Origin of the sequence: Burkholderia sp. Tr-862, assembly GCF_011753085.1 — a bacterium.
Classification (GTDB): Bacteria; Pseudomonadota; Gammaproteobacteria; order Burkholderiales; family Burkholderiaceae; genus Burkholderia; species Burkholderia ambifaria.
Genome location: NZ_VWWG01000017.1, coordinates 23,046 through 44,779, shown reverse-complemented (window position 1 = coordinate 44,779; position 21,734 = coordinate 23,046). Strand labels below are relative to the sequence as shown.

The following is a 21,734-nucleotide window of genomic DNA, read 5'->3' as shown; positions in this document are numbered from 1 at the left end:
TGCCGTTTTTGTTCTATCGGCCAATTTTACGCTTTGATGTACTGATGCCAACGACATTTCACGTACGCCCACCCAGAGGAAGCCAGATGAACGTCAGCGCGTTCGACCTGTTCAAGATCGGCATCGGCCCGTCCAGTTCGCATACGGTCGGCCCGATGATCGCCGCGTGCCGCTTCGCATCGCATATCGAGGACGCGAACCTGCTCGGCTTCGTGCGCCGCGTGCGGGTCGAACTATACGGCTCGCTCGGTGCAACGGGCAAGGGCCACGGCACCGACAAGGCGGTGCTGCTCGGTCTCGAGGGCCATCTGCCGGACACGATCGATCCGGACCTGATCGAGCCGCGGCTCGCCGGGATTCGCGCGGAGAAGTCGCTGGCGCTGCTCGGCAAGCAGACGATCCGCTTCGACGAGAAGGAGAACATCGGCTTCTATCGCAAGCTGATGAGCGGCACGAGCATCGTGCACCCGAACGGGATGCGCTTCCAGGCGTTCGACGAGCACGGCCAGTTGCTCGTCGAGAAAGAGTATTACTCGGTCGGCGGCGGCTTCGTCGTCAATCGCGACGGCGATCGCGTGAACGGCGTGCGCGCGGCGGTCGAAGTGCCGTATCCGTTCCGTACCGGCGACGACCTGATGCGCCAGTGCCGCGAACACGGGCTGTCGATCGCCGAGGTGATGCTGCGCAACGAATGCGCGCTGCGCCCCGCGGACGAAGTGCGCGCCGGGCTGCTCGCGATCTGGCGCACGATGGCTGCATGCGTCGAGCGCGGCTGCAAGGTCGAGGGCGAACTGCCGGGCCCGATGCGCGTGAAGCGCCGTGCGGCCGAACTGAACGGGAACCTGCGTGCGCGTTCGGAGGAGTCGCTGCGCGACCCGCTGTCGATGCTCGACTGGGTCAACCTGTATGCGATGGCCGTCAACGAGGAGAACGCGGCGGGCGGCCGGGTCGTCACCGCGCCCACCAACGGCGCGGCCGGCGTGATTCCCGCGGTGCTGCACTACTACGTGAAATTCGTGCCGGGCTCGAACGAAGCCGGCATCGTCGAATTCCTGCTGACGGCCGCGGCGATCGGGATCATCTACAAGGAAACGGCGTCGATTTCCGGCGCGGAAGTCGGCTGCCAGGGCGAAGTGGGCGTCGCGTGCTCGATGGCCGCGGCCGCACTTGCCGCGGTGATGGGCGGCACGCCCGACCAGGTCGAGAACGCGGCCGAGATCGGTATGGAGCACAACCTCGGCATGACCTGCGACCCGGTCGGCGGGCTCGTGCAGATTCCGTGCATCGAACGCAACGCGATGGGCGCGATCAAGGCGCTGAACGCATCGCGGATGGCGCTCAAGGGTAACGGCCAGCACTACGTCTCGCTTGATTCGGTGATCAAGACGATGCGCGAGACGGGTGCCGACATGAAGACGAAATACAAGGAAACGTCGCGCGGCGGTCTTGCCGTGAACGTCATCGAATGCTAACGAAGGATCACTAACATGAGCCGCTACTCGATATTCAGCCTGTTCCGCAACGGCCTCTCGTATCACGAGAACTGGGAAAAGCAGTGGAAGAGCCCGGAACCGAAGAAGGAATACGACGTCGTGATCGTCGGCGGCGGCGGCCACGGCCTCGCGACCGCCTACTACCTCGCGAAGGAGCACGGCATCACGAACGTCGCGATCCTCGAGAAGGGCTGGATCGGCGGCGGCAACACCGCGCGCAACACGACGATCGTGCGCTCGAACTACCTGTGGGACGAATCGGCCGCGCTGTACGAGAAGGCGATGAAGCTGTGGGAAGGGCTGTCGCAGGACCTGAACTACAACGTGATGTTCAGCCAGCGCGGCGTGATGAACCTCGCGCACACGCTGCAGGACGTGCGTGACACCGAGCGCCGCGTGAATGCGAACCGGCTGAACGGCGTCGACGCCGAATTCCTGACGCCCGCGCAGATCAAGGAAATCGAGCCGACGATCAACCTGAACAGCCGCTACCCGGTGCTCGGCGCATCGATCCAGCGCCGTGCGGGCGTCGCGCGTCACGACGCGGTGGCCTGGGGCTTCGCGCGCGGCGCGGATCGCGCCGGTGTCGACATCATCCAGAACTGCCAGGTGACGGGCATTCGCCGCGAAGGCGGCGCGGTGGTCGGCGTCGATACGGTGAAGGGCTTCATCAAGGCGAAGAAGGTCGCGGTGGTGGCGGCCGGCAACACGACGACGCTCGCCGACATGGCCGGCGTGCGCCTGCCGATCGAAAGCCACCCGCTGCAGGCGCTGGTGTCCGAGCCGATCAAGCCGGTGGTCAACTCGGTGATCATGTCGAACGCGGTGCACGCGTACATCAGCCAGTCCGACAAGGGCGACCTCGTGATCGGCGCGGGTATCGACCAGTACACGGGCTTCGGCCAGCGCGGCAGCTTCCACATCATCGAAAGCACGCTGCAGGCGATCGTCGAGATGTTCCCGGTGTTCTCGCGCGTGCGGATGAACCGCCAGTGGGGCGGCATCGTCGACGTGTCGCCGGACGCGTGCCCGATCATCACCAAGACCGACGTGAAGGGCCTCTATTTCAACTGCGGCTGGGGTACCGGCGGCTTCAAGGCGACGCCCGGCTCGGGCTGGGTGTTCGCGCACACGATCGCCCGCGACGAACCGCATCCGCTGAACGCACCGTTTGCACTCGACCGCTTCTACACGGGTCACCTGATCGACGAGCACGGCGCTGCCGCCGTCGCGCACTAATCCCCGCACTGAAGGAGAAAGAAACATGTTGCTGATCGAATGTCCGTGGTGCGGGCCGCGCGCCGAATCCGAGTTCACGTGCGGCGGTGAAGCCGACATCGTGCGCCCGGTTGCGAACGAGAACATGACCGACCGCGAATGGGGCGAATACGTGTTCATGCGCGAGAACAAGCGCGGGCTGCACCGCGAGCAGTGGCTGCACACGCAGGGCTGCCGCCGCTGGTTCAAGGTCACGCGCGACACGGTGACCTACGATATCAAGGGCTACGAAAAGTTCGGCGGGGCTGCCAATAGTGGCGCGGCTGCCGGCAACGCACACGAAGAGGGCACGAGCAAATGAGCCAGAAAGACCGCCTCGGCACCGGGGGCCGCATCAATCGCGCGATTCCGCTGACATTCACGTTCAACGGCCGCACGTATCAGGGCTTCCAGGGCGACACGCTCGCGTCCGCGCTGCTCGCGAACGGCGTGCACTTCGTCGCGCGCAGCTTCAAGTACCACCGTCCGCGCGGGATCGTGACGGCGGACGTCGCGGAACCGAATGCCGTCGTGCAGCTCGAGTCCGGCCCGTACACGGTGCCGAACGCGCGCGCGACCGAGATCGAGCTGTACCAGGGCCTCGTCGCGACGAGCGTGAACGCCGAGCCGTCGCTCGAGAACGACAAGTACGCGATCAACCAGAAGTTCTCGCGCTTCATGCCGGCCGGGTTCTACTACAAGACCTTCATGTGGCCGCGCAACATGTGGCCGAAGTACGAAGAGAAGATCCGCGAGGCCGCTGGCCTCGGCAAGGCGCCCGAGGTGCTCGACGCCGATCGCTACGACAAATGCTACGCGCATTGCGACGTGCTCGTGGTCGGCGGTGGCCCGTCGGGCCTCGCCGCCGCGCATGCGGCCGCGACGGCCGGCGCGCGCGTGATTCTCGTCGACGACCAGCGCGAGCTCGGCGGCAGCCTGCTGTCGTGCCGCGCGGAAATCGACGCGAAGCCGGCGCAGCAATGGGTCGAGAAGATCGAGGCCGAGCTGCGCAAGCTGCCCGACGTGACGATCCTGTCGCGCAGCACCGCGTTCGGCTACCAGGACCACAACCTCGTGACGATCACGCAGCGCCTGACCGATCACCAGCCGGTGTCGATGCGCAAGGGCACCCGCGAGCTGCTGTGGAAGGTCCGCGCGAAGCGCGTGATCCTCGCGACCGGCGCGCACGAGCGTCCGATCGTGTTCGGCAACAACGACCTGCCGGGCGTGATGCTCGCCGGCGCGGTGTCCACCTACGTGCATCGCTACGGCGTGATGCCGGGCCGCAACGTGGTCGTGTTCACGAACAACGACCGTGCGTACCAGGCCGCGCTCGACCTGAAGGCGTGCGGTGCGAAGGTGACGGTCGTCGATTCGCGTGCGTCGTCGAACGGCGCGCTGCCTGCCGCCGCGAAGCGGCAAGGCGTGACGGTGATGAGCGGTGCCGTTGTGACGGCCGCTTCGGGTAAGTGGCGCGTATCGTCGGTCGACGTCGCGTCCTACACGAACGGCCAGACCGGCAGCAAGCTGCAGTCGCTGCCGTGCGACCTGGTCGCGATGTCGGGCGGCTTCAGCCCGGTGCTGCACCTGTTCGCGCAGTCCGGCGGCAAGGCGTGCTGGAACGACGAGAAGGCGTGCTTCCTGCCGGGCAAGGCCGTGCAGGCCGAGGCGAGCGTCGGTGCGGCGGCGGGCGAGTTCGGTCTCGCTCGTGCGCTGCGGCTCGCACTCGACGCGGGCGTCGAAGCGGCGAAGGCCGCGGGCTTCGCGGCCCCGCAGCGCGTGGTCGCGCCGCAGGTCGCCGAAACCGTCGAAGGCGCGCTGCAGCCGTTGTGGCTCGTCGGCAGCCGCGAGGACGCCGCACGCGGGCCGAAGCAGTTCGTCGACTTCCAGAACGACGTGGCGGCCGCCGACATCCTGCTGGCCGCGCGCGAAGGCTTCGAGTCGGTCGAGCACGTGAAGCGCTACACCGCGATGGGCTTCGGCACCGACCAGGGCAAGCTCGGCAACATCAATGGGATGGCGATCCTTGCGCAGGCGCTCGGCAAGACGATTCCCGAAACGGGCACGACGACGTTCCGCCCGAACTACACGCCGGTGTCGTTCGGTACGTTCGCGGGTCGCGAGACCGGCGATTTCCTCGACCCGATCCGCAAGACGGCCGTGCATGAATGGCACGTCGAGCACGGCGCGCTGTTCGAGGACGTCGGCAACTGGAAGCGGCCGTGGTATTTCCCGAAGAACGGCGAGGATCTGCATGCGGCCGTGAAGCGCGAATGCCTCGCGGTGCGCAACAGTGTCGGCATCCTCGACGCGTCGACGCTCGGCAAGATCGACATCCAGGGCCCGGACGCGGTGAAGCTGCTGAACTGGATGTACACGAACCCGTGGAACAAGCTCGAAATCGGCAAGTGCCGCTACGGGCTGATGCTCGACGAAAACGGGATGGTGTTCGACGACGGCGTGACGGTGCGCCTCGCCGACCAGCATTTCATGATGACGACGACCACCGGCGGCGCGGCGCGCGTGCTCACGTGGCTCGAGCGCTGGCTGCAGACCGAATGGCCCGACATGAAGGTGCGGCTCGCGTCCGTCACCGACCACTGGGCGACGTTCGCGGTGGTCGGCCCGAAGAGCCGCAAGGTCGTGCAGAAGCTGTGCCAGGACATCGACTTCGGCAACGAGGCGTTCCCGTTCATGAGCTACCGGAACGGCACCGTCGCGGGCGCGAAGGCGCGCGTGATGCGGATCAGCTTCTCCGGCGAACTCGCGTATGAAGTGAACGTGCCGGCCAATGCAGGCCGCGCGGTGTGGGAAGCGCTGATGGCGGCCGGTGCCGAGTTCGACATCACGCCGTACGGCACCGAGACGATGCACGTGCTGCGCGCGGAGAAGGGCTACATCATCGTCGGCCAGGATACCGACGGCTCGGTCACGCCGTACGACCTCGGGATGGGCGGGCTCGTCGCGAAGTCGAAGGACTTCCTCGGCAAGCGTTCGCTGACGCGCTCGGATACGTCGAAGGAAGGCCGCAAGCAGTTCGTCGGCCTGCTGACCGAGGACGAACAGTTCGTGCTGCCGGAAGGCGCGCAGATCGTCGCGAAGGACACGCAGGTGTCGGCGGTCGATCCGACGCCGATGATCGGCCACGTGACGTCGAGTTATTACAGCCCGATCCTGAAGCGCTCGATTGCGCTGGCGGTGGTGAAGGGCGGCCTGAACAAGATGGGCGAGAGCGTCGTGATTCCGCTGGCCAACGGCCGCCGCATCACCGCGAAAATCTCGAGCCCGGTTTTCTACGATACCGAAGGGGTGCGCCAGCATGTGGAATGAAACGAGAAACCAGACGCCGGTGGCAGGCGCGGGCGTGACGCTTGAATCGCCGCTCGTCGGCTCGGCCGATGTGCTGAAGCCGCATCAGGCCCGCGCATCGAAGAAGTTCATGCTGCGCGAGCGGCCGTTCCTCGATCTCGTGAACGTGCGCGGCGAGCTGAGCGACCCGGCATTCGTCAGCGCGTTCGAGCGCGTGGTCGGCTGCCGGCCGCCGTCGGCGCCGAACACGGTGGCGCGCGCCGCCGAGTACGACGTGCTCTGGCTCGGTCCCGACGAGTGGCTCGTGCGCTCGAACGGTCCCGTCCAGGCGGGCGTGCTCGAGGCGCAGCTCGCGGAGGCCGTGCAGGGTTCGCATGCGGCGGCCGTCGACGTCGGCAGCGGCTACACGGTCGTCGAGGTCAGCGGCGAACGCGTGCGCGACGTGATCGCGCGCGGCTGCCCGCTCGATCTGCATCCGCGCGTGCTCAAGCCGGGCCAGTGCGCGCAGTCGCACTACTTCAAGTCGCCGATCACGCTGATTCCGACCGGCGACGATACGTTCGAGATCGTCCTGCGTCGCAGCTTCGCCGACTATTTCGTGCGCATCATGCTCGACGCCGCGGCGCCGCTCGCATCATGAAGCCGTTCGACGAACCGTTCGTGGCGATCGACGCGCCGCGCCTGCGCGGGCGTGGCTGGAGCGTGTTCGTCGACGAACTGAAGGTGCCCGCGCGAATCGGCATCCACGCGCATGAGCACGAGGCGCCGCAGCCGATCGTGATCGATGCGCGGCTCGGGTATCGCTGCGAGCCGAGCGAGCAGGGCGAGTGGATCGACTACGACGGCTACTGCGCGCGTGTCGCGTCGTTCCTGTCGCACAAGCCGCATACGCGGCTGCTCGAAACGCTCGTCGCCGATCTCGCGGTGCTGTCGTTTCGCGAATGGCCCGCGCTGGAGTCGCTGACGCTGTCGATGTACAAGCCGAAGATCCGGCCGGGGACGAAGCGCGTCGGCGTGTCGCTCGACTGGACGCGCGGGGATTACCTGCGGTGGACGGGGGCGGCGGGGCAGTTGTGAGCGGGCGGTGCCGGGTCGCGGGCGATCCAGTCAACGCGGGCGGCGGCGCGCAAGCGTCGCCGCGCTTGTTTTAATTCCTGAAATATCGGAACAAAGGGCGATGAGCCGCTGCCTTCACCATTGTTCCTTAAATATCGGAATAATTGGTCTGCCGTCTTGGACGATCAGGTGCGCCTGTCGATCGCCGGTCATCGGGACAAGGTCAACGTGGAACTGCTCGGATCTCGCGCGGTTCGCCTGAAATGCCGCGACACCGATCCTGCGTGTCGCGGCGCTCGCGCAAAAACGGCTTCGTTACGCCGCGGCCGCGCCGCTCAACGCCGGATAGTCGACATACCCGCGCGCATCGCCGCCGAAGAACGTCTCGCGCTGCGCGTCGTTCAGCGGCGCGCCGGTCTTCACCCGCGTCACGAAATCCGGATTGGCGAGCACCATCTGGCCGTACGCCTCGAGATCCGCGAGCCCCGATGCCACATCGACACCGATCGCGTCGCGCGTGCGGCCCGGACGGTTCAGGATCAGCGTGCCGCGCCAGCGCGCACGCAGCTCCGCGAGCAGCGATTCGTCGCCCTGATGCATGACGTGCAGATACGCGAGGCCGAGCCCGTCGAGCTGCGTCGCGAGGTAGCGATACAGGTCGACACCGTCAGGACCTTCGTCGATCCCCCACAGCGTGGTGCCGGGCGACAGGCGGATCGCCGTGCGATCCGCGCCGATCTCGTCGGCGATCGCCGCAGCGACTTCGATCGCGAACCGCGCGCGATTCTCGATCGACCCGCCGTATTCGTCGGTGCGCGTATTGGCGTTCGGCGCAAAGAACTGCTGGACCAGATACCCGTTCGCGCCGTGGATCTCGACGCCGTCGGCGCCGGCCTCGATCGCGCGTCGTGCGGCGAAGCGGAAGTCGTTCACGGTGTCGCGCACCTCGGCCGTCGTCAGTGCGCGTGGCGCCGGAATCTCCTGCATGCCCGTCGCGGTGAACATCGGCACGCCCGGTGCGATCGCCGACGGCGCGACGCCATGCCGGTGATGCGGCGTATTGTCGGGATGCGACATGCGGCCCACGTGCATCAACTGGATGAACAGCCGGCCGCCGCGCGCGTGCACGTCGTCGCTGATCGTTTTCCAGCCGGCGACGTGCGCGTCGGTATAGATGCCCGGCGTCGTCAGGTAGCCCTGGCCGTCGTCCGACGGCTGCGTGCCCTCGGTGACGATCAGCCCGACGCCCGCGCGTTGCGCGTAGTACTCGGCGGCCCATGCGCCGGGCGTGCCGTCGAACGCAGCGCGGCTGCGCGTCATCGGCGCCATCACGAGGCGGTTGGCGAGCGTGTACCGGCCAACGCGGACCGGGGCGAACAGTTGCGGCGTGTCCTGGTCGGCACCGGCCGGAACGAACAGTTGTTTCATCGGGTTTTCCTCATCGAAGTTCGGGATGCGCCATCGGGGCGATGCCGCATCGGGCGACAGCCGCGCGTGTCGCGCCGGCCTCGCCTCCACCCCTGCATCATCCATTGCTTCTTTTTCGAGATAAACGGGGTATTCTGGAGAACATTGATCCATTGATGGAGCAGTCGGCATGGAACTGCTGAACGACATGGCGCTGTTCGTGGAGGTCGTGAAGGCGCGCGGCTTTCGCAGTGCCGCCCAGACGCTGGGCATGCCGAATTCGACGCTGTCGCGGCGCATCGGTGCGCTGGAAAAGGCGATCGGTCTGCGATTGCTGCATCGCACGACGCGCCGGATCGAGCTCACGGAGGCCGGGCAGCTGTACTTCGAGCGCTGCAAGCGCATCGTCGATGAGGCGCGGCTCGCGCACGAGCAACTCGGTGAACTCCTGGCCGAGCCGGTGGGCGTGCTGCGCGCGTCGTTTCCGGTCGATTTCGCGGTGACGCATCTCGCGCCGCTGATTGTCGAATTCGCGAACCGCTACCCGAAGCTGACCTTCGATTTCGAACTGACATCCCGGCGCGTCGATCTGGTGAGCGAACCGTTCGACGTGGCGATCCGTATCGGGCCGTCCGAGGATTCGCAACTGGTCGCGCGGCGGCTCGCCACGCTCCGGAACTACCTGTATGCGTCGCCCGGCTATCTGGTGCGCGCCGGCGAGCCGCGCGAGCCGGAAGATCTCGCGCGGCACGCGTGCCTTGGCCTCCAGAAGAGCGGGTCATGGACATTGCATGACGGCACGCGCTCCGTTGCGGTGGCGGTGAGCAGCCGTTTTGCGGTGAACAGCGTCGGCATGCTGCGGCGCCTGGCCACGCTCGACGCGGGAATCATTGTGCTGTCGGAAGAGATTCTCGCGGACGACGTCGCCGCCGGGCGGTTGCGTCGCGTGATGCCCGAATGGGAAGGCGAGCCGATTCCCGTCTATGCGATGACGGAAACACGGCTGTTGCCCGCGAAAACGCAGGTTTTCATCGAGTTTCTGCACGCGCATTTCGCGCGAGCGTGACGGGCAATGGATGCCGTCATGCGTCCTACCGCTTCAGGAGACGCACGCAGGAACGCGCGGCCGTGCGGCCTGCTTACTTCGCGTTGCGGCTTGCGGCGGGCGCCGCCGCCGACGGATTGCTGACCGGCACCATGTGCGCCTTGCCGTCGCTCGCGGCGTTTGCATCGTCTTCAGGTTCGAGCACGAAGCGGAACGCGTCGACCCGCTGCATCACCTTCGCCGCATACGCATTCGATCCGCCGTAGCTCTTGAGCCCGGCCTGCACATTGCCGCCGGCCGCCCGCACATAGCCCGACAGGATCTTGGAGCCGGCCTCGACGTTCGCATTCGGCTCGGTCAGATCCTTCACGTTGCGCAGCATGCCGCGGTGGGCGGCTGGTACGACCTGCATCAGCCCGGTCGCGCCATGCTGGCCGCGCGCCTTTTCCTGGAAGCGCGATTCGATCGAAATAATCGCGTAAACGAGTGCGGGAGGCAGCGAATATTTCGTCGCAGTTACGCTCACGATATCGGCGAGCCGCGCGGCGCGCTCCTTCGCGAGACCGAATTTCTTCGTCAGGTACGACGTGATACGGCGGTTTGCTTCGTTCGGCTGATCGTTCGCGAGCGGGCCGGAGGCCTCGGTGGGCGCGGATGCGGCCGCTTCGGACGCGGAGGCAGGCAGCGTGGGCGCTTGCTGCGCCGAAGCCTGTTGCGCAATGCCGAGCGAAAGCACGATCAGCCAGAAAAACCGTCGTCGCATGGTGGAGTGCGGGGAAATGGGAGGCGCATAGTATATCGGCCAATCGTCCTGCGCGTTCGAGCGCGGGCTCGAATGAAAGCACGATGTAGGCTTGTATCGACGCGCGGCCGTGCGCAGACGGGATCGTTGCGCGAACACGCATCGGAGTCCGGATCAAGCGCGGCCCGATTTTTTGTCGCGCCGTCTTTTTCGCAGGTAAAGCCGCGACGGCAGGTGCGTGTTACGGCCGCCGCGCACTCGCCACCCGTGCCAGCGCGCCTATCGCATCGCTGACCAGCACGGCGAGCAGCCCGACGATCACGCCGCCCTGCAGCACGAACGCCGTGTTCGAGGTCTGCAGGCCCGCGATGATGACATCGCCGAGCCCGCGCGCGGCAACCGTCGACCCGATCGTCGCGGTACCGAGATTGATGACGACCGCGAGCCGGATGCCGTTCACGATCACCGGAAACGCGAGCGGCAGCTCGACCGACACCAGTTGCTGCCAGCCGCTCATCCCCATCCCGCGCGCGGCGTCGACGACGTCGCGCGGCACGTCCTCGAGTCCCGCGATCGTGCTCTCGAAAATCGGCAGGAGCCCGTACAGGACGAGCGCGATCAGCACGGGTTTCAACCCGAAGCCGACGGCCGGCACCGCGAGCGCGAGTACGGCGACCGGCGGAAAGGTCTGGCCGATGTCGACGACGCTGCGCGCAACCGGCAGGAAATCCGCGCCGGCGGGCCGCGTGACCGCGATGCCGGCCGCGATCGCGACCAGCATGCCGATCAGGCTCGACAGCGCGACGGTGCCGAGGTGTGCGAGCGTGAGGTCGAGCAGGCTCGCGCGATCGTAGATGACCGGCGCGCCGTTGTCCGCGAACGGCGCGAACACGCCCTGCAGCCACGCGGGACGCAACAGCAGCACGAGCAACAGCGCGAGCGCGGCCGCGCGCGCGACGTACGCGGGCAGCCGCCGCGGCACGGGTGAGTGCGCGGGCCGCGTCGTCATGCGGGCTTCCTCGCGTGTGCGCGGATCGCGCCGAGCGTAATGCGGCGCGCATCGCGCCCGTTGCCGTCGTCGACCGGCAATGCGTCGACGCCGCGCCACAGCAGCTCGGACACCGCGTCGCGCAGCGTGCGCGTCGCGGCGATCGGTTCGCCGTCGGCGTGACCGGATTCGGCCACCGCATCGATCGGCGTCAGCGCGAGCAGGCGCAGCGGCCGGTCGACGCCCGCGACGAGCTGTTCGACCACGCCTGCCGCCGGCTTGCCGAGAATCTCGGCCGGCGACGCGACCTGCAGCAGCCGGCCGCCGTCCATCACCGCGATCGTGTCGCCGAGCTTCAGCGCTTCCTCGATATCGTGCGTGACGATCACGACCGTGATGCCGAGGCGGCGCTGCAGCGCGTACAGGTCGTCCTGCGCCTTGTTGCGGATGATCGGATCGAGCGCGCCGAACGGCTCGTCCATCAGCAGCATCGCGGGCTCGGCCGCGAGCGCGCGCGCGACGCCGACGCGCTGCTGCTGGCCGCCCGACAGTTCGTGCGGCAGCTTGTCCGCGAATTCGGACGGCGCGAGGTGAAACAGTTCGAGCAGTTCACGCACGCGCGCGTCGATGCGCGCGGCCGGCCAGCCGAGCAGGCGTGGCACGGTCGCGATATTGCGCGCGACGCTCCAGTGCGGGAACAGGCCGTGCCCCTGGATCACGTAGCCGATGCGCCGCCGCAGTTGCTCGGGCGGAACGCCCGCGGTGTCGACGCCGTCGATGCGGATCGTGCCGCTGGTCGGCGCGATCAGCCGGTTGATCATCCGCAGCAGCGTCGATTTGCCGCTGCCCGATGCGCCGACGAGCGCGGTAATCGTGCCTTGCTTCATCGTCAGCGACACGTCGTCGACGGCGGCGATGTCGCCGAAGCGTTTGCCGATGCGTTCGATCTCGATCATGCAGTACGTCCCTTCGCGAGCGTGGTCGCGGCTTCGAACACGACGGCGGCTGCCAGCGCGAGTGCGATCGTCGGGATCGCACCGAGCAGCACGAGATCGGCGGCCGATTGCCCGATCCCCTGGAAGATGAAGGTGCCGAAGCCGCCGCCGCCGATCAGCGCGGCGACCGCGGTCAGGCCGATGTTCTGCACGAGCACGATGCGCACGCCGCTCAGGATCACGGGCAGCGCGAGCACGAGGTCGACGCCCAGCAGCCGCTGCGCGCGCGTCATGCCCATCGCGCGTGCCGCTTCCGTCACATGCGGCGGCACCTGCTCGAGTCCGACCACGACGCTCGACGCGATCGGCAGCAGCGAGTAGAGAAACAGCGCGAGCACGGCCGGCGCGACGCCGATCCCGCGGATGCCGAGCTCGGCCGCGAGCGGCACGTGCGCGGCGAGCAGGCCGAGCGGCGCCATCATCAGCCCGTACATCGCGATGCTCGGGATCGTCTGCACGATATTGAGCACCGGCATCACGACGGTGCGGACCGGTGCGATCCGCGCGCACGCGATGCCGAGCGGCAGGCCTGCGACGAGCGCGGCCGCGACCGAGCCGCCCGCGAGCGATACGTGCCGGATGGCCTCGCGCCAGAAGTCGTCGTTGCGCACCGCGTATTCGCGCATCACGGAAAGGCCGTCCCACCAGCCGCTCGCGAGCGGCACCGATATCGCCGCGATCGCGACGGCGAGCGCGACGAGGCGCCGCCACGGGCCGAATGCGAGCCGCGCGAGCGCGTCCGCGACGAGCACGGCCCACGCGAACAGCAGCAGCCAGACGCCAGCCGCGGGCGACACGCGCGCGAGCATGTCGTCGGGCGCGACGACGTGCGCCGCGGCCGCGCCGACCGCATAGGCGAGCGTCGCGAGCCACGTGCAGCCGGCCGCGAGCCGCCAGGCGGGGCGGCTCGCCGTCATTGCCCACAGCGCGCCGACGATCCACAGCGCGGCGAGCGCGGCACCTTGCGCGGACGGCAGTGCGGCGAATACCGACAGCCCCGTGCCGGCCGCGATGCGGTTCGGCCGCAGTACCATGAACGGCATGCCGACCACCGCGACGATCGTCAGGATACCGATCAGGATGCCGACCTTGTCGAGCGTGATGCGCCGCGCGGACGCCACGGCGCGACCCGTCACTTGACGAAGCCCTTCGACTTCAAGTAGCTCTTGGCCACGCCGGCCGCCGGTTCGCCATTGATCTGGATGCGCGCGTTCAGCGTCTGCAGCGTCTTCAGGTCGAGGCTCGCAAACACGGGCTTCAGGTAGTCGGCGATCTGCGGATGCGCCTTCAGCACGGCTTCGCGAATCACCGGCGTCGGCGCATAGACGGGCTGCACGTGCTTGTCGTCGTCGAGCACGGCGAGGCCGCTCGATGCGATGCCGCCGTCGGTGCCGTACACCATTGCAGCGTTCACACCGTCGGTCTGGTTCGCGGCGGCCTTGATCGTCGCGGCGGTATCGCCGCCGGACAGCACGACGAGCTGGTCGGGTTTCAGCTTGAAGCCGTACGCCTTCTCGAACGACGGCAGCGCGGATGCGCTGTTCACGAATTCGGCCGACGCGGCAAGTTTCACCTTGCCGCCGCCCGCGATCCACTTGCCGAAATCGGAGAAGGTCTTCAGGTGCCGCGATTGCGCGACGGGCGCGAGCACGGCGACGCCCCACGTATTGTTCGCGGGCGCCGGTGTGAGCCAGACGAGATGGTTCGCCGCGTAGTCGAGCTTCTTCGCGGTGTCGTAACCCTGGCTTGCGTTCTTCCACGCGGGATCGTCGGCCTTGTTGAAGAAGAACGCGGCGTTGCCCGTGTATTCGGGGTAGATGTCGATCTCGCCGCTCGTCAGCGCCTTGCGCACGATCGGCGTCGTGCCGAGTGCGATCTTTTCGGTGACGGGGATGCCGTGGGCCTTCAGCACCTGCGCGATGACGTTGCCGAGCAGGTTGCCTTCGGTATCGATCTTCGACGACACCACGACGGGCGTGTCGGCATGCGCACCGGGCGCGACGACGGCGGCGGCGAGCGTGAGGCCCAGGATCCGGGCGGGCAGGGCGAGTTTCATCGAGGCCAATCTCCAGGACGGGGGCGTACGCCGAAAGTTACTTGACTGAGCCGGCTTTGGCAAACCGCGTGCGGCGGCGTGCCCACAGCCCGTGTGGGGATTACCCGCATCCGTCATGCGGGCTTGTTACACTGGAATCCGTTCCCGCCTGCGGACAATTGCTGACATGAAGCCAGAACTGCTGGTCCTCATCGCATTGCGCGGCGATGCGCATCGCGAGATCGCCGCGTCGTTCGACGTGCGCTATGCCCCGACCGCCGAAGAACGCGAACGCGCGATCGCCGAATACGGCGGCACGATTCGCGCGGTGCTGACCAACGGCAGCACGGGTCTCGCCGCTGCCGAGATCGACCGGCTTCCGCAGCTCACGTTCGTCAGCGCGCTCGGCGCGGGTTACGAGCATATCGACGTCGCACATGCGAAGGCGCGCGGCATCACGGTCGTCACGGGCGCGGGCACCAACGACGATTGCGTCGCCGACCACGCGTTCGCGCTGTTGCTCGCGGCGGTGCGCGATGTCGTGAGGCTCGATGCGAAAACGCGCGCGGGCGTGTGGCGTGACGGGCTGCCGATGCCGCCGAACGTATCGGGCAAGAAGCTTGGCATCGTCGGGCTCGGCAAGATCGGCGAGAAGTGCGCGCGCCGTGCGGCCGGCTTCGACATCGAGGTCGGCTATCACAGCCGTTCGCGGAAGGACGCTGCGCCATACCGCTATTTCGACCGGCTCGACGCACTCGCGCAGTGGGCCGATTTCCTGATCGTCGCGACGCCGGGCGGCGCGGGCACCCGGCACCTGGTCGATCGCGCGGTGCTCGACGCGCTCGGCCCGGGCGGTTTTCTCGTCAACGTGTCGCGTGGCAGCGTTGTCGATACCGCTGCTTTGGCGGACGCGCTGCGCGAAGGACGCATCGCGGGCGCGGGGCTCGACGTGTACGAAGGCGAGCCGGAGCCGCCGCGCGCGTTGACCGGTCTCGACAACGTCGTGCTGACGCCGCACATGGGCGGCTGGTCGCCGGAGGCGCTCGACCGGTCGGTCCAGCAGTTTCTCGACAACGCCGCCCGGCATTTTGCCGGGCAGGCGGCGCTGACACCATTGTGAGCGTGCGGTTCTCCGGTCAGGCCGCGGTCGATCGGAGCTGTGCAGAACGGCAGCAAGCGGCCATGTGAATTCGTTGGCGACGCGCATCGGCGTCGCGTATTCGGACATGCACTACCGGCTCGGCCGCAGGTTTGAGGATCTCGATCACCACGGCTGCATGTTCGTCGCGCAGCCGCTCGTGCGCGGCCGGCATCTCGACCTCACCGCGCGGGTTCAGTACGAAAACAGGAATCATGTTCGCCGGTCTGGAACGGCACGCCGTCGCGGCGGCGGAGCAACAACGCGTTGCTCGGCTGAACCGATGAACCGCGCACCGCCGGGCAACGCGCAAGCGAAGCACGGGGTGCGCGGCCACATTACAGCGTCAGGACGACACGAGCGGCACCGTGACCGACGTGCCTGCCGGATCGAGCGCGAGACCCGTGCCCGGGGTCGGCCGCAGCGTCGCCTCGTTGTCGCTCGACAGCACGACGAGGCCGAGCTTGTGACCCGCTTCGAGCTTGTAGTCGCGCGGCATGAACGTCAGCTTCAGGTCATACGGCATCCCCGGCAACACGGGCTCCGAGAACCAGTCCGACAAGCGATTGCGCGGATCGGTCCATGCCCGCGTGACGATCGTCGCCGTGCCGTCCGGCGCGCGGTCGACCAGCAGCGCCGTCACGTTCGCGACGCCGGTGAAGGTCAGCCGCACGCGGGCGGTCGCGGTGCCGGACACGCGCGTCGCGGCCGTGAACGGGGCCGTCTCGAAGCGGCCGCGATGCTCGCCGGTCGTGGCGTTCGCCAGCGTGAGCGCGGGGATCGACGCATCGTCGGTGAAGCGCGCGAGCGGGCCGCCGCTCGGCATCCGCAGCAGCGTGCCGGTGCCGGTGCCGTCGCCGCCCGCGAAATACGCGACCGGCGTGGCGTGCCGCGCGGCCCAGTCCGCTTCTTTCAGCAGCGTGCCGTCGGCCTGCTCGACCACCGCGCGCGGATCGCGGTCGACGCCGTTGTCGATGCCGATCAGGTAGCGCGTGAACCAGCGGTTCACCTCCGCGGTCCACGCTTCGGCCATCGCCGGCACGCGGGTCGGGTCGGTATGCTTCAGCCGATGCAGCCATAGCTGCGTCGGCACGCCCTGACGCCGCATCGCGAGATACCACGACGTCGACTGGTCGGTACGCACGTTGTCGTCGGTCAGCCCTTGCGCGACGAGTGCCGGCGCGACCGCGTGCGCGGTCGGGATGTCGCGCGCGGCCCAGAACGGCGAGTAGTTGCCCGTCTTGCGGTCTTCCTGCTGCAGCGCCTCGTCGATCAGGTGCGTGCAGCGCTCCGGATGCGCATTCGTCAGCAGCGCCTTGATATAGACGTCGACGTCCTCGCCCTGGTAGCCCTCCGGCGCGCGCACGAGCCCGCCCGAGCGGTAGTAGCCGTACATGTTCGACAGTCCGGCGACCGGCACGATTGCGTCGAGCCCGCGCGTGCGCAGGCTCGCGACCATCTTCGGCAGCGTGCCGTCGTACGACACGCCGTACATGCCGACGTGGCCCGTCGACCAGTTCGCGACGACCGGCTTGCCGTTCGCATCCTTGGCGGTCGCATCGCGGCCGAGCCAGCGGATCACCGACGCCATCGCGACGGATTCGTCGCGCGTGAGGATCGTGGGGCAGCCGTCGGAACCGGCGGTGCCGAGCGAATCCGCATAGACGATCGTGAAGCCGCGCTGCACGAAATAACCTTCGATCCATGAACGGCCGGCCGCGGCCGCTTCGAGTTGCTGCAGCATCCGTACTTGCGGCGCGGCGGCCATGATCCGCGCGGACGCGCCGCCGGGGGCGGCTGCCGCCGCGGCGGGATGCGGCGTGCCGTCGAGTTCGACGTCGACGTCGTGGTTGGGGCTGTCGGCGAGCCCGGCGTAGTACGGGCTCGCGAGCACGATGACCGGCGTGCGCGCGCCGTTGGCGGTTTCGGACGGACGCACGATGCGCACGTGAATGCGGTCGCGCGTACCGTCGCCGTCGGAATCGACCGGCGTGTCGACCCACGCGTTCTCCTCGATCGTGCCGCCGGACAGCGACGGTTGTACCTGGCCGTTGCTGATCACCGGCCGGTAGCGTCCGCCGCTGGCCGGATTCGCATACGGAACGCCGGAAGGCGACACGCGCCCCGATGCGTTGTCTGCCGATGCGGCGCCATCGCCCTGTTGATCCTGACCTTGGCCCTGCGCGAATGCGGACACGCCCGCCACGCTGCCGCCGTCGTCACCGCCGCACGCGGCGAGCGTCGCCGCTGCGACGAGCGCGGGGAGCCATGCGCGACGCGATCCTCTGAAATGAAATTGCATTGCCGACCTCGTTCTTGTGATTGTGTGTGGACGACCAGTCCGCGATACACCCCCTGCGGGCCGGGCCGATTACTGCCTGCAACGAAGAGGAAACTGCACCATCGGGAAAGCGGCAGCGCCACGCATGCGCGTCACGCAGGACTGCGAATCAAATGCACGGTGCATGCCGCGCGTCCTTCCAGCTGAAACGGAACGACATCACTCGATGAAACGGGGATGTTGCGAGCTGCGGTGCTGCGCTGCGGAAACACGACGCGACGCGCGTGCGGCGACGGAATGAAACGGATCGGCGGTTTCGGCCGCGCCGCGCATCGTGATGGCTTGCCGGTTCGCGTTTGCTTTCCGGAAGCTTGCGCAAAACTTATCTCAGTGAAATCGTCGTGTCAAACTTTTTTAACCGAGGGTAAATAAAGTTTCGGCGCGTTGCCGATGCGGGGCGTGTGGTGCGATGGCGAGGCGCATGTTCGGCGACGTGCTTGCGGTTGCTCCGTGTCGCATCGCCCGATGCAAAACGGGCGATGACGAATCGTATTCGCCACCGCCCGCCCGTTACGTGCCGTCAGCCTTCCTTCCAGTCACGCAGTCATGAACGCATGCGCGCCGTCACCTGTCGTCGGCTTTCGCCTGCAGATCCTTCAATCCCTGAATCACGACCAACAGCGCGCGCCCGTGCTCGTCGGAGCCGTCCCAGGCGTCGACGATCGCGTCGCGCAGCAGATCGTTGTAACGGCGGCGTGCGGGGCCGGTATCGACGCCGTAGAAACTGCATAGCTTGTTGAATGGCGCACTGCGCCGCAGCCGATGCCCGTTCGACAGCCGCAGGCGCGAGACGGTCGGCTGGCTGACCCCGGAAAGTCGCGCGATTTCGCTGGACGAGCGCGTGTCCGCCATCAGACGGCGTAACAGGTCTTGTACAGGAAAATCGTGGTCCGGGGCTTCCATGCGATGCATTATACCTATACAGTTACGGTTGTTGAATGGGCTTGCTGTCACCAGCGAGGCTGTATCCCGAGAAAGTCGATGACACTGAAACACCTCCCTCCCACGTTCTGCTGGACAAAGATCGGTACCGAGTCCGGCGAGGAACTGCCGACCGTCGTGCTCCGCAAGGAATGGGAGCGCCGGCTCGGGGGCGGGCGTTTTCTGTGGGGCATCAACCAGCCGCTCGGCAGCAGCGCCCAAGTCGCCGCGCATCGCACGGGCTCGCTGCTCGCGCTGTTTTCGCCGGTCGCGTCGCGCCCGCGTTCGGGCGAGCGCAGGCGCGAGGACGCGCTGCTGTGGAATGCATGGGTCGATGCCAGCGGCCAGGTGCGGCCGCTGCCGCCGCACACGTTCATCGCGAGCCGCTCGACGCTGCCGTCGGGCCGGCGCCGCGAACAGCACTACGCGCTCGTCTGCGTATCGTCCACCGCGCTGACGGTCGGCACGCAATTGCGCGTGTTTCCCGATCACCTGCGCAGCGTGAGCACGGGCAAGCCGCTTGGCGTCGCGCAGGGCGCGGCCGTGGTCGACTGTATCGGGCGTGCGAAGGAGCAAACCGGCAAGAGCTATCCGCTCGCGCTGTCGGTCGAACTCGAAGCACCGTATTTCGTGCGGCTCGCGCAGCCGTGCGTGCTGAAGGCGCGCGATCTCGCCGACGTGAACAAGGCGACGCGGGCCGGCGATTTCGATCGCTTCGTCGAACTGGTCGCGCGCTTGCGCGGCCGATCGCCGACGGATGCCGTGCGCGGTGTCACGCGCGACCTGTTCGACGTGCCGCCGATCGAAACGGCGGCCGCCTACGTCGCGCCCACGCATGCCACGCGGCTGCGCAGCCGGCCGGCGGTCGAGCATCCGCGCGAGCTCACCGGCGATCTGTTCGATCTGTCGTCCGGTGAAGCGGCCGCGTTCGGCGGTCTCGCGCATCCGCGCATCGGGCGCGCGTGACGTTAGCGCCGCTCATGTGCGGCGCGTGATGCGGGCAGGAAAACTGATGCACGCGCAACGACACGGGCCAGTGTGGTTGCCATCTCGGCGCGCGCAAGAATTTGTTGCAATCTCGCCGTAGCGGATCGGCGAGCGTCGCGCGACAATCGCCAGGGAAGCACGCCGCACGGCGGGTGTGCGTCGACAGGCTGCCTGCCGTCGTTCACGCCGCCGACATGCGCAACACGCACACTGAGCGTCGGCTTGCTTCACACAGCAACCCTGAGGGAGAAGTGTCGATGTCGACCCACATCTGTTCGCGGGAAGCACGGGCTGCACAACGCTTCGTCGAAGCGACGCGTAACGTGGATCAGGCGTTTCGCGCCGTGCGCGGCGAAAGCGACGACGACATCTCGTCCGGCGAATATGCCCGCGCGATGTCGCGTCTCGATCGTGCGCTGGACGAACTGGCGCGTGCGCAGGAATTCTTCGATCGCGTGGTGAACGCCGACGCGGCGCACGGCAACTGAATTCGCGGCTTCCGCTTCCGCTTTTGCGTTCGCAGCCGTCGCTTTCCGTTTTTCGTTTTCGTTTGTTTGCCGCGTCGCGCTAAGCCCGGCGTGCCGACGCGCCACCGCGTCGGCAGACGAACCTCACACCTTTCGCCCTTCGACCGGATAGCCGGGATCCGTATAACCGTGCGTCGACGCATGTCCCGGCGGCACCAGCGAATCGACGAAGCGTTCGTCGTCCGGGTCGAGCTCGAGCGTCAGCGCATCGATGTAGCTGTCCCAGTGCGCCTCGGTGCGCGGCCCGGCGATCGTCGAGCTGACGATCCGGTTCTTCATCACCCACGCGAGCGCGAACGCGACGGACGTCGTGCCGCGCGCCGCCGCATGCGCGGCCACCTGCTGCGCGATGTGCAGCGACTCGGGCCGCCATTCCGTCTGCTGGATGCGCCGGTCGCCGCGGCCCGCACGCGAATCGGCGGGCGGTTGCGTGTCCGGTGCGTATTTGCCGGTCAGCACGCCGCGCGCGAGCGGGCTGTACGGAACGACGCCGATGCCGTAATGCGCAGCCGCCGGCAGCTGTTCGACTTCGGCCGTGCGATCGACCAGGTTGTACAGCGGTTCGCTCGCCACCGGGCGATCGATGCCGAGCTGGTCGGCGACGCGCACGATTTCGGCGATGCGCCAGCCTTTGAAGTTCGACAGCCCGACGTAGCGCACCTTGCCTTGGCGGATCAGGTCGGCCACCGCGCGCATCCCTTCCTCGAGCGGCGCATCGGTCAGCGTGCGATGAAAATACAGGATGTCGATGTAATCGGTGCCGAGCCGCTTCAGGCTCGCGTCGACCGATTCGTAGATCCATTTGCGCGACTGGCCCTGACGGTTCGGCCCGGCATCCGGTCCGGCCGGATAGCCGAACTTCGTCGCGACGACCCAGCTGTCGCGATGCCTTGCGATCGCACGGCCGACGATTTCTTCCGAGCGTCCGGCGTGATAGACGTCGGCCGTGTCGATGAAGTTGACGCCCTGGTCGAACGCCTTGTCGATGATGCGCGCCGACGTCGCTTCATCGGTTTCGCCGCCGAACATCATCGCGCCGAGACACAGCGGCGACACCTTCAGCGCGCTGCGCCCGAGATAGCGGTAATCCATGCAAGAGGCTCCGTGCGGGCGAGCGCCCGCGTTGGTTCAGGTCGGTTGAATCAGCGCGCGCGTCACGCCTGCACGCCCGCTTCGTCGAACACGCGCTTCGCGATCGGCAACGCCGAGCTGGCGGTCGGCCAGCCCGAATAGAACGCGAGGTGCGTGATCGCTTCGATCAGTTCGTCGCGCGTGATGCCGTTGTCGAGCGCTTTCTTCAGATGGAACGGCAGCTCGTTCACGCGATACAGCGCGACGAGGCTCGCGACCGTGATCAGGCTTCGATCGCGCGGCGACAAGCCGGGGCGTTGCCACACGTCGCCGAACAGCACGTTGTCGGTGTAGTCGGCGAGCGCCGGTGCGATTGCGCCGAAGGCCTGGCGCGCGGCGGAAGTCGGTTCGGACATCGATGG

21 protein-coding genes are annotated in these 21,734 nt (G+C 67.5%); 10 read left to right on the top strand and 11 right to left on the bottom strand.

Annotated elements, in window-relative coordinates:
* Window positions 1–86: 86 nt before the first annotated feature.
* Genes F3J14_RS08255 through F3J14_RS08230 form a run of 6 tightly spaced genes read left to right on the top strand, consistent with a single transcriptional unit; the run spans window position 87 to window position 7,136 of the window.
* The gene (locus tag F3J14_RS08255; RefSeq protein WP_166722564.1) at window positions 87–1,472 is read left to right on the top strand and encodes an L-serine ammonia-lyase; all 1,386 of its coding nucleotides are present in this window, start codon (window positions 87–89) and stop codon (window positions 1,470–1,472) included.
* A 15-nt stretch (window positions 1,473–1,487) separates the two neighbouring features.
* A complete protein-coding gene (locus F3J14_RS08250) occupies window positions 1,488–2,732 on the top strand; it encodes a sarcosine oxidase subunit beta family protein (protein ID WP_006480591.1) in 1,245 nt (414 codons plus the stop codon).
* 25 nt (window positions 2,733–2,757) lie between these two features.
* Window positions 2,758–3,072 (top strand): sarcosine oxidase subunit delta, encoded by a 315-nt coding sequence (locus F3J14_RS08245; protein ID WP_166722563.1) that lies wholly within the window; start codon window positions 2,758–2,760, stop codon window positions 3,070–3,072.
* Entirely contained in the window at window positions 3,069–6,080 is a 3,012-nt protein-coding gene (locus F3J14_RS08240; protein WP_166722562.1) for a sarcosine oxidase subunit alpha family protein, read from the top strand. Before F3J14_RS08245 ends, F3J14_RS08240 begins: the two co-directional genes overlap by 4 nt.
* On the top strand, window positions 6,070–6,699 hold the full coding sequence (locus F3J14_RS08235) for a sarcosine oxidase subunit gamma (protein WP_166722561.1): 630 nt from the start codon (window positions 6,070–6,072) through the stop codon (window positions 6,697–6,699). Before F3J14_RS08240 ends, F3J14_RS08235 begins: the two co-directional genes overlap by 11 nt.
* Window positions 6,696–7,136: a dihydroneopterin aldolase gene (locus tag F3J14_RS08230; RefSeq protein ID WP_006749884.1), complete on the top strand. Its 441-nt coding sequence runs from the start codon at window positions 6,696–6,698 to the stop codon at window positions 7,134–7,136. Before F3J14_RS08235 ends, F3J14_RS08230 begins: the two co-directional genes overlap by 4 nt.
* Window positions 7,137–7,430: 294 nt before the next feature.
* On the opposite strand, the gene F3J14_RS08225 is transcribed toward F3J14_RS08230, so the two are convergent.
* Window positions 7,431–8,543, bottom strand: coding sequence for an alkene reductase (locus F3J14_RS08225; protein WP_166722560.1), 1,113 nt, complete (start codon window positions 8,541–8,543; stop codon window positions 7,431–7,433).
* A 169-nt stretch (window positions 8,544–8,712) separates the two neighbouring features.
* Between F3J14_RS08225 and F3J14_RS08220 the strand changes: the two genes are divergently transcribed.
* Entirely contained in the window at window positions 8,713–9,588 is an 876-nt protein-coding gene (locus tag F3J14_RS08220; RefSeq protein WP_166722559.1) for a LysR family transcriptional regulator, read from the top strand.
* Window positions 9,589–9,661: 73 nt separating this feature from the next.
* Here F3J14_RS08220 and F3J14_RS08215 read toward each other — a convergent pair whose 3' ends face one another.
* The 5 genes from F3J14_RS08215 to F3J14_RS08195 all read right to left on the bottom strand — a co-directional run bounded on the left by F3J14_RS08215 (window position 9,662) and on the right by F3J14_RS08195 (window position 14,348).
* A complete protein-coding gene (locus tag F3J14_RS08215) occupies window positions 9,662–10,330 on the bottom strand; it encodes a lytic transglycosylase domain-containing protein (protein ID WP_166722558.1) in 669 nt (222 codons plus the stop codon).
* A 220-nt stretch (window positions 10,331–10,550) separates the two neighbouring features.
* Window positions 10,551–11,318 (bottom strand): ABC transporter permease, encoded by a 768-nt coding sequence (locus F3J14_RS08210; RefSeq protein WP_166722557.1) that lies wholly within the window; start codon window positions 11,316–11,318, stop codon window positions 10,551–10,553.
* Window positions 11,315–12,253 carry an ABC transporter ATP-binding protein gene (locus F3J14_RS08205; RefSeq protein ID WP_166722556.1) on the bottom strand — a complete coding sequence of 313 codons (939 nt, stop codon included), beginning with the start codon at window positions 12,251–12,253 and terminating at the stop codon, window positions 11,315–11,317. Before F3J14_RS08205 ends, F3J14_RS08210 begins: the two co-directional genes overlap by 4 nt.
* Window positions 12,250–13,428 carry an ABC transporter permease gene (locus tag F3J14_RS08200; RefSeq protein ID WP_166722555.1) on the bottom strand — a complete coding sequence of 393 codons (1,179 nt, stop codon included), beginning with the start codon at window positions 13,426–13,428 and terminating at the stop codon, window positions 12,250–12,252. The genes F3J14_RS08205 and F3J14_RS08200 overlap by 4 nt, the downstream gene beginning before the upstream one ends.
* Window positions 13,425–14,348: an ABC transporter substrate-binding protein gene (locus F3J14_RS08195; RefSeq protein ID WP_166722554.1), complete on the bottom strand. Its 924-nt coding sequence runs from the start codon at window positions 14,346–14,348 to the stop codon at window positions 13,425–13,427. Before F3J14_RS08195 ends, F3J14_RS08200 begins: the two co-directional genes overlap by 4 nt.
* Window positions 14,349–14,514: 166 nt before the next feature.
* Here F3J14_RS08195 and F3J14_RS08190 point away from each other — a divergent pair, with 166 nt between their 5' ends.
* Complete coding sequence (locus tag F3J14_RS08190; protein ID WP_166722553.1) at window positions 14,515–15,447, top strand: 2-hydroxyacid dehydrogenase; 933 nt, start codon at window positions 14,515–14,517, stop codon at window positions 15,445–15,447.
* Between the two features lie 16 nt (window positions 15,448–15,463).
* On the opposite strand, the gene F3J14_RS08185 is transcribed toward F3J14_RS08190, so the two are convergent.
* The 3 genes from F3J14_RS08185 to F3J14_RS08175 form a co-directional block, all read right to left on the bottom strand.
* Window positions 15,464–15,682, bottom strand: coding sequence for a hypothetical protein (locus F3J14_RS08185; RefSeq protein ID WP_166722552.1), 219 nt, complete (start codon window positions 15,680–15,682; stop codon window positions 15,464–15,466).
* A gap of 129 nt (window positions 15,683–15,811) precedes the next feature.
* Window positions 15,812–17,767, bottom strand: coding sequence for a Xaa-Pro dipeptidyl-peptidase (locus F3J14_RS08180; RefSeq protein WP_166722551.1), 1,956 nt, complete (start codon window positions 17,765–17,767; stop codon window positions 15,812–15,814).
* A 603-nt stretch (window positions 17,768–18,370) separates the two neighbouring features.
* A complete protein-coding gene (locus F3J14_RS08175; protein ID WP_034176340.1) occupies window positions 18,371–18,709 on the bottom strand; it encodes a helix-turn-helix transcriptional regulator in 339 nt (112 codons plus the stop codon).
* Window positions 18,710–18,787: 78 nt separating this feature from the next.
* Here F3J14_RS08175 and F3J14_RS08170 point away from each other — a divergent pair, with 78 nt between their 5' ends.
* Entirely contained in the window at window positions 18,788–19,693 is a 906-nt protein-coding gene (locus F3J14_RS08170) for a hypothetical protein (protein WP_166722550.1), read from the top strand.
* A gap of 278 nt (window positions 19,694–19,971) precedes the next feature.
* Window positions 19,972–20,202: a hypothetical protein gene (locus F3J14_RS08165; RefSeq protein ID WP_006749871.1), complete on the top strand. Its 231-nt coding sequence runs from the start codon at window positions 19,972–19,974 to the stop codon at window positions 20,200–20,202.
* A 123-nt stretch (window positions 20,203–20,325) separates the two neighbouring features.
* Here F3J14_RS08165 and F3J14_RS08160 read toward each other — a convergent pair whose 3' ends face one another.
* Together F3J14_RS08160 and F3J14_RS08155 are read right to left on the bottom strand one after the other, a co-directional pair.
* Window positions 20,326–21,333 (bottom strand): aldo/keto reductase, encoded by a 1,008-nt coding sequence (locus F3J14_RS08160; protein ID WP_166722549.1) that lies wholly within the window; start codon window positions 21,331–21,333, stop codon window positions 20,326–20,328.
* Between the two features lie 62 nt (window positions 21,334–21,395).
* Complete coding sequence (locus F3J14_RS08155; protein ID WP_166722548.1) at window positions 21,396–21,728, bottom strand: carboxymuconolactone decarboxylase family protein; 333 nt, start codon at window positions 21,726–21,728, stop codon at window positions 21,396–21,398.
* Between the last annotated feature and the right edge of the window lie 6 nt (window positions 21,729–21,734).

Bases quoted from the DNA above. Each gene is read 5' to 3' on its own strand.
- F3J14_RS08225 (WP_166722560.1), bottom strand. From the start codon at position 8,543: ATGAAACAACTGTTCGTTCCGGCCGGTGCCGACCAGGACACGCCGCAA.
- F3J14_RS08160 (WP_166722549.1), bottom strand. From the start codon at position 21,333: ATGGATTACCGCTATCTCGGGCGCAGCGCGCTGAAGGTGTCGCCGCTG.
- F3J14_RS08250 (WP_006480591.1), top strand. From the start codon at position 1,488: ATGAGCCGCTACTCGATATTCAGCCTGTTCCGCAACGGCCTCTCGTAT.
- F3J14_RS08205 (WP_166722556.1), bottom strand. From the start codon at position 12,253: ATGATCGAGATCGAACGCATCGGCAAACGCTTCGGCGACATCGCCGCC.
- F3J14_RS08220 (WP_166722559.1), top strand. From the start codon at position 8,713: ATGGAACTGCTGAACGACATGGCGCTGTTCGTGGAGGTCGTGAAGGCG.
- F3J14_RS08240 (WP_166722562.1), top strand. From the start codon at position 3,069: ATGAGCCAGAAAGACCGCCTCGGCACCGGGGGCCGCATCAATCGCGCG.
- F3J14_RS08185 (WP_166722552.1), bottom strand. From the start codon at position 15,682: ATGATTCCTGTTTTCGTACTGAACCCGCGCGGTGAGGTCGAGATGCCG.
- F3J14_RS08195 (WP_166722554.1), bottom strand. From the start codon at position 14,348: ATGAAACTCGCCCTGCCCGCCCGGATCCTGGGCCTCACGCTCGCCGCC.
- F3J14_RS08155 (WP_166722548.1), bottom strand. From the start codon at position 21,728: ATGTCCGAACCGACTTCCGCCGCGCGCCAGGCCTTCGGCGCAATCGCA.
- F3J14_RS08175 (WP_034176340.1), bottom strand. From the start codon at position 18,709: ATGGAAGCCCCGGACCACGATTTTCCTGTACAAGACCTGTTACGCCGT.
- F3J14_RS08170 (WP_166722550.1), top strand. From the start codon at position 18,788: ATGACACTGAAACACCTCCCTCCCACGTTCTGCTGGACAAAGATCGGT.
- F3J14_RS08245 (WP_166722563.1), top strand. From the start codon at position 2,758: ATGTTGCTGATCGAATGTCCGTGGTGCGGGCCGCGCGCCGAATCCGAG.
- F3J14_RS08255 (WP_166722564.1), top strand. From the start codon at position 87: ATGAACGTCAGCGCGTTCGACCTGTTCAAGATCGGCATCGGCCCGTCC.
- F3J14_RS08180 (WP_166722551.1), bottom strand. From the start codon at position 17,767: ATGCAATTTCATTTCAGAGGATCGCGTCGCGCATGGCTCCCCGCGCTC.
- F3J14_RS08215 (WP_166722558.1), bottom strand. From the start codon at position 10,330: ATGCGACGACGGTTTTTCTGGCTGATCGTGCTTTCGCTCGGCATTGCG.
- F3J14_RS08235 (WP_166722561.1), top strand. From the start codon at position 6,070: ATGTGGAATGAAACGAGAAACCAGACGCCGGTGGCAGGCGCGGGCGTG.
- F3J14_RS08210 (WP_166722557.1), bottom strand. From the start codon at position 11,318: ATGACGACGCGGCCCGCGCACTCACCCGTGCCGCGGCGGCTGCCCGCG.
- F3J14_RS08165 (WP_006749871.1), top strand. From the start codon at position 19,972: ATGTCGACCCACATCTGTTCGCGGGAAGCACGGGCTGCACAACGCTTC.
- F3J14_RS08190 (WP_166722553.1), top strand. From the start codon at position 14,515: ATGAAGCCAGAACTGCTGGTCCTCATCGCATTGCGCGGCGATGCGCAT.
- F3J14_RS08230 (WP_006749884.1), top strand. From the start codon at position 6,696: ATGAAGCCGTTCGACGAACCGTTCGTGGCGATCGACGCGCCGCGCCTG.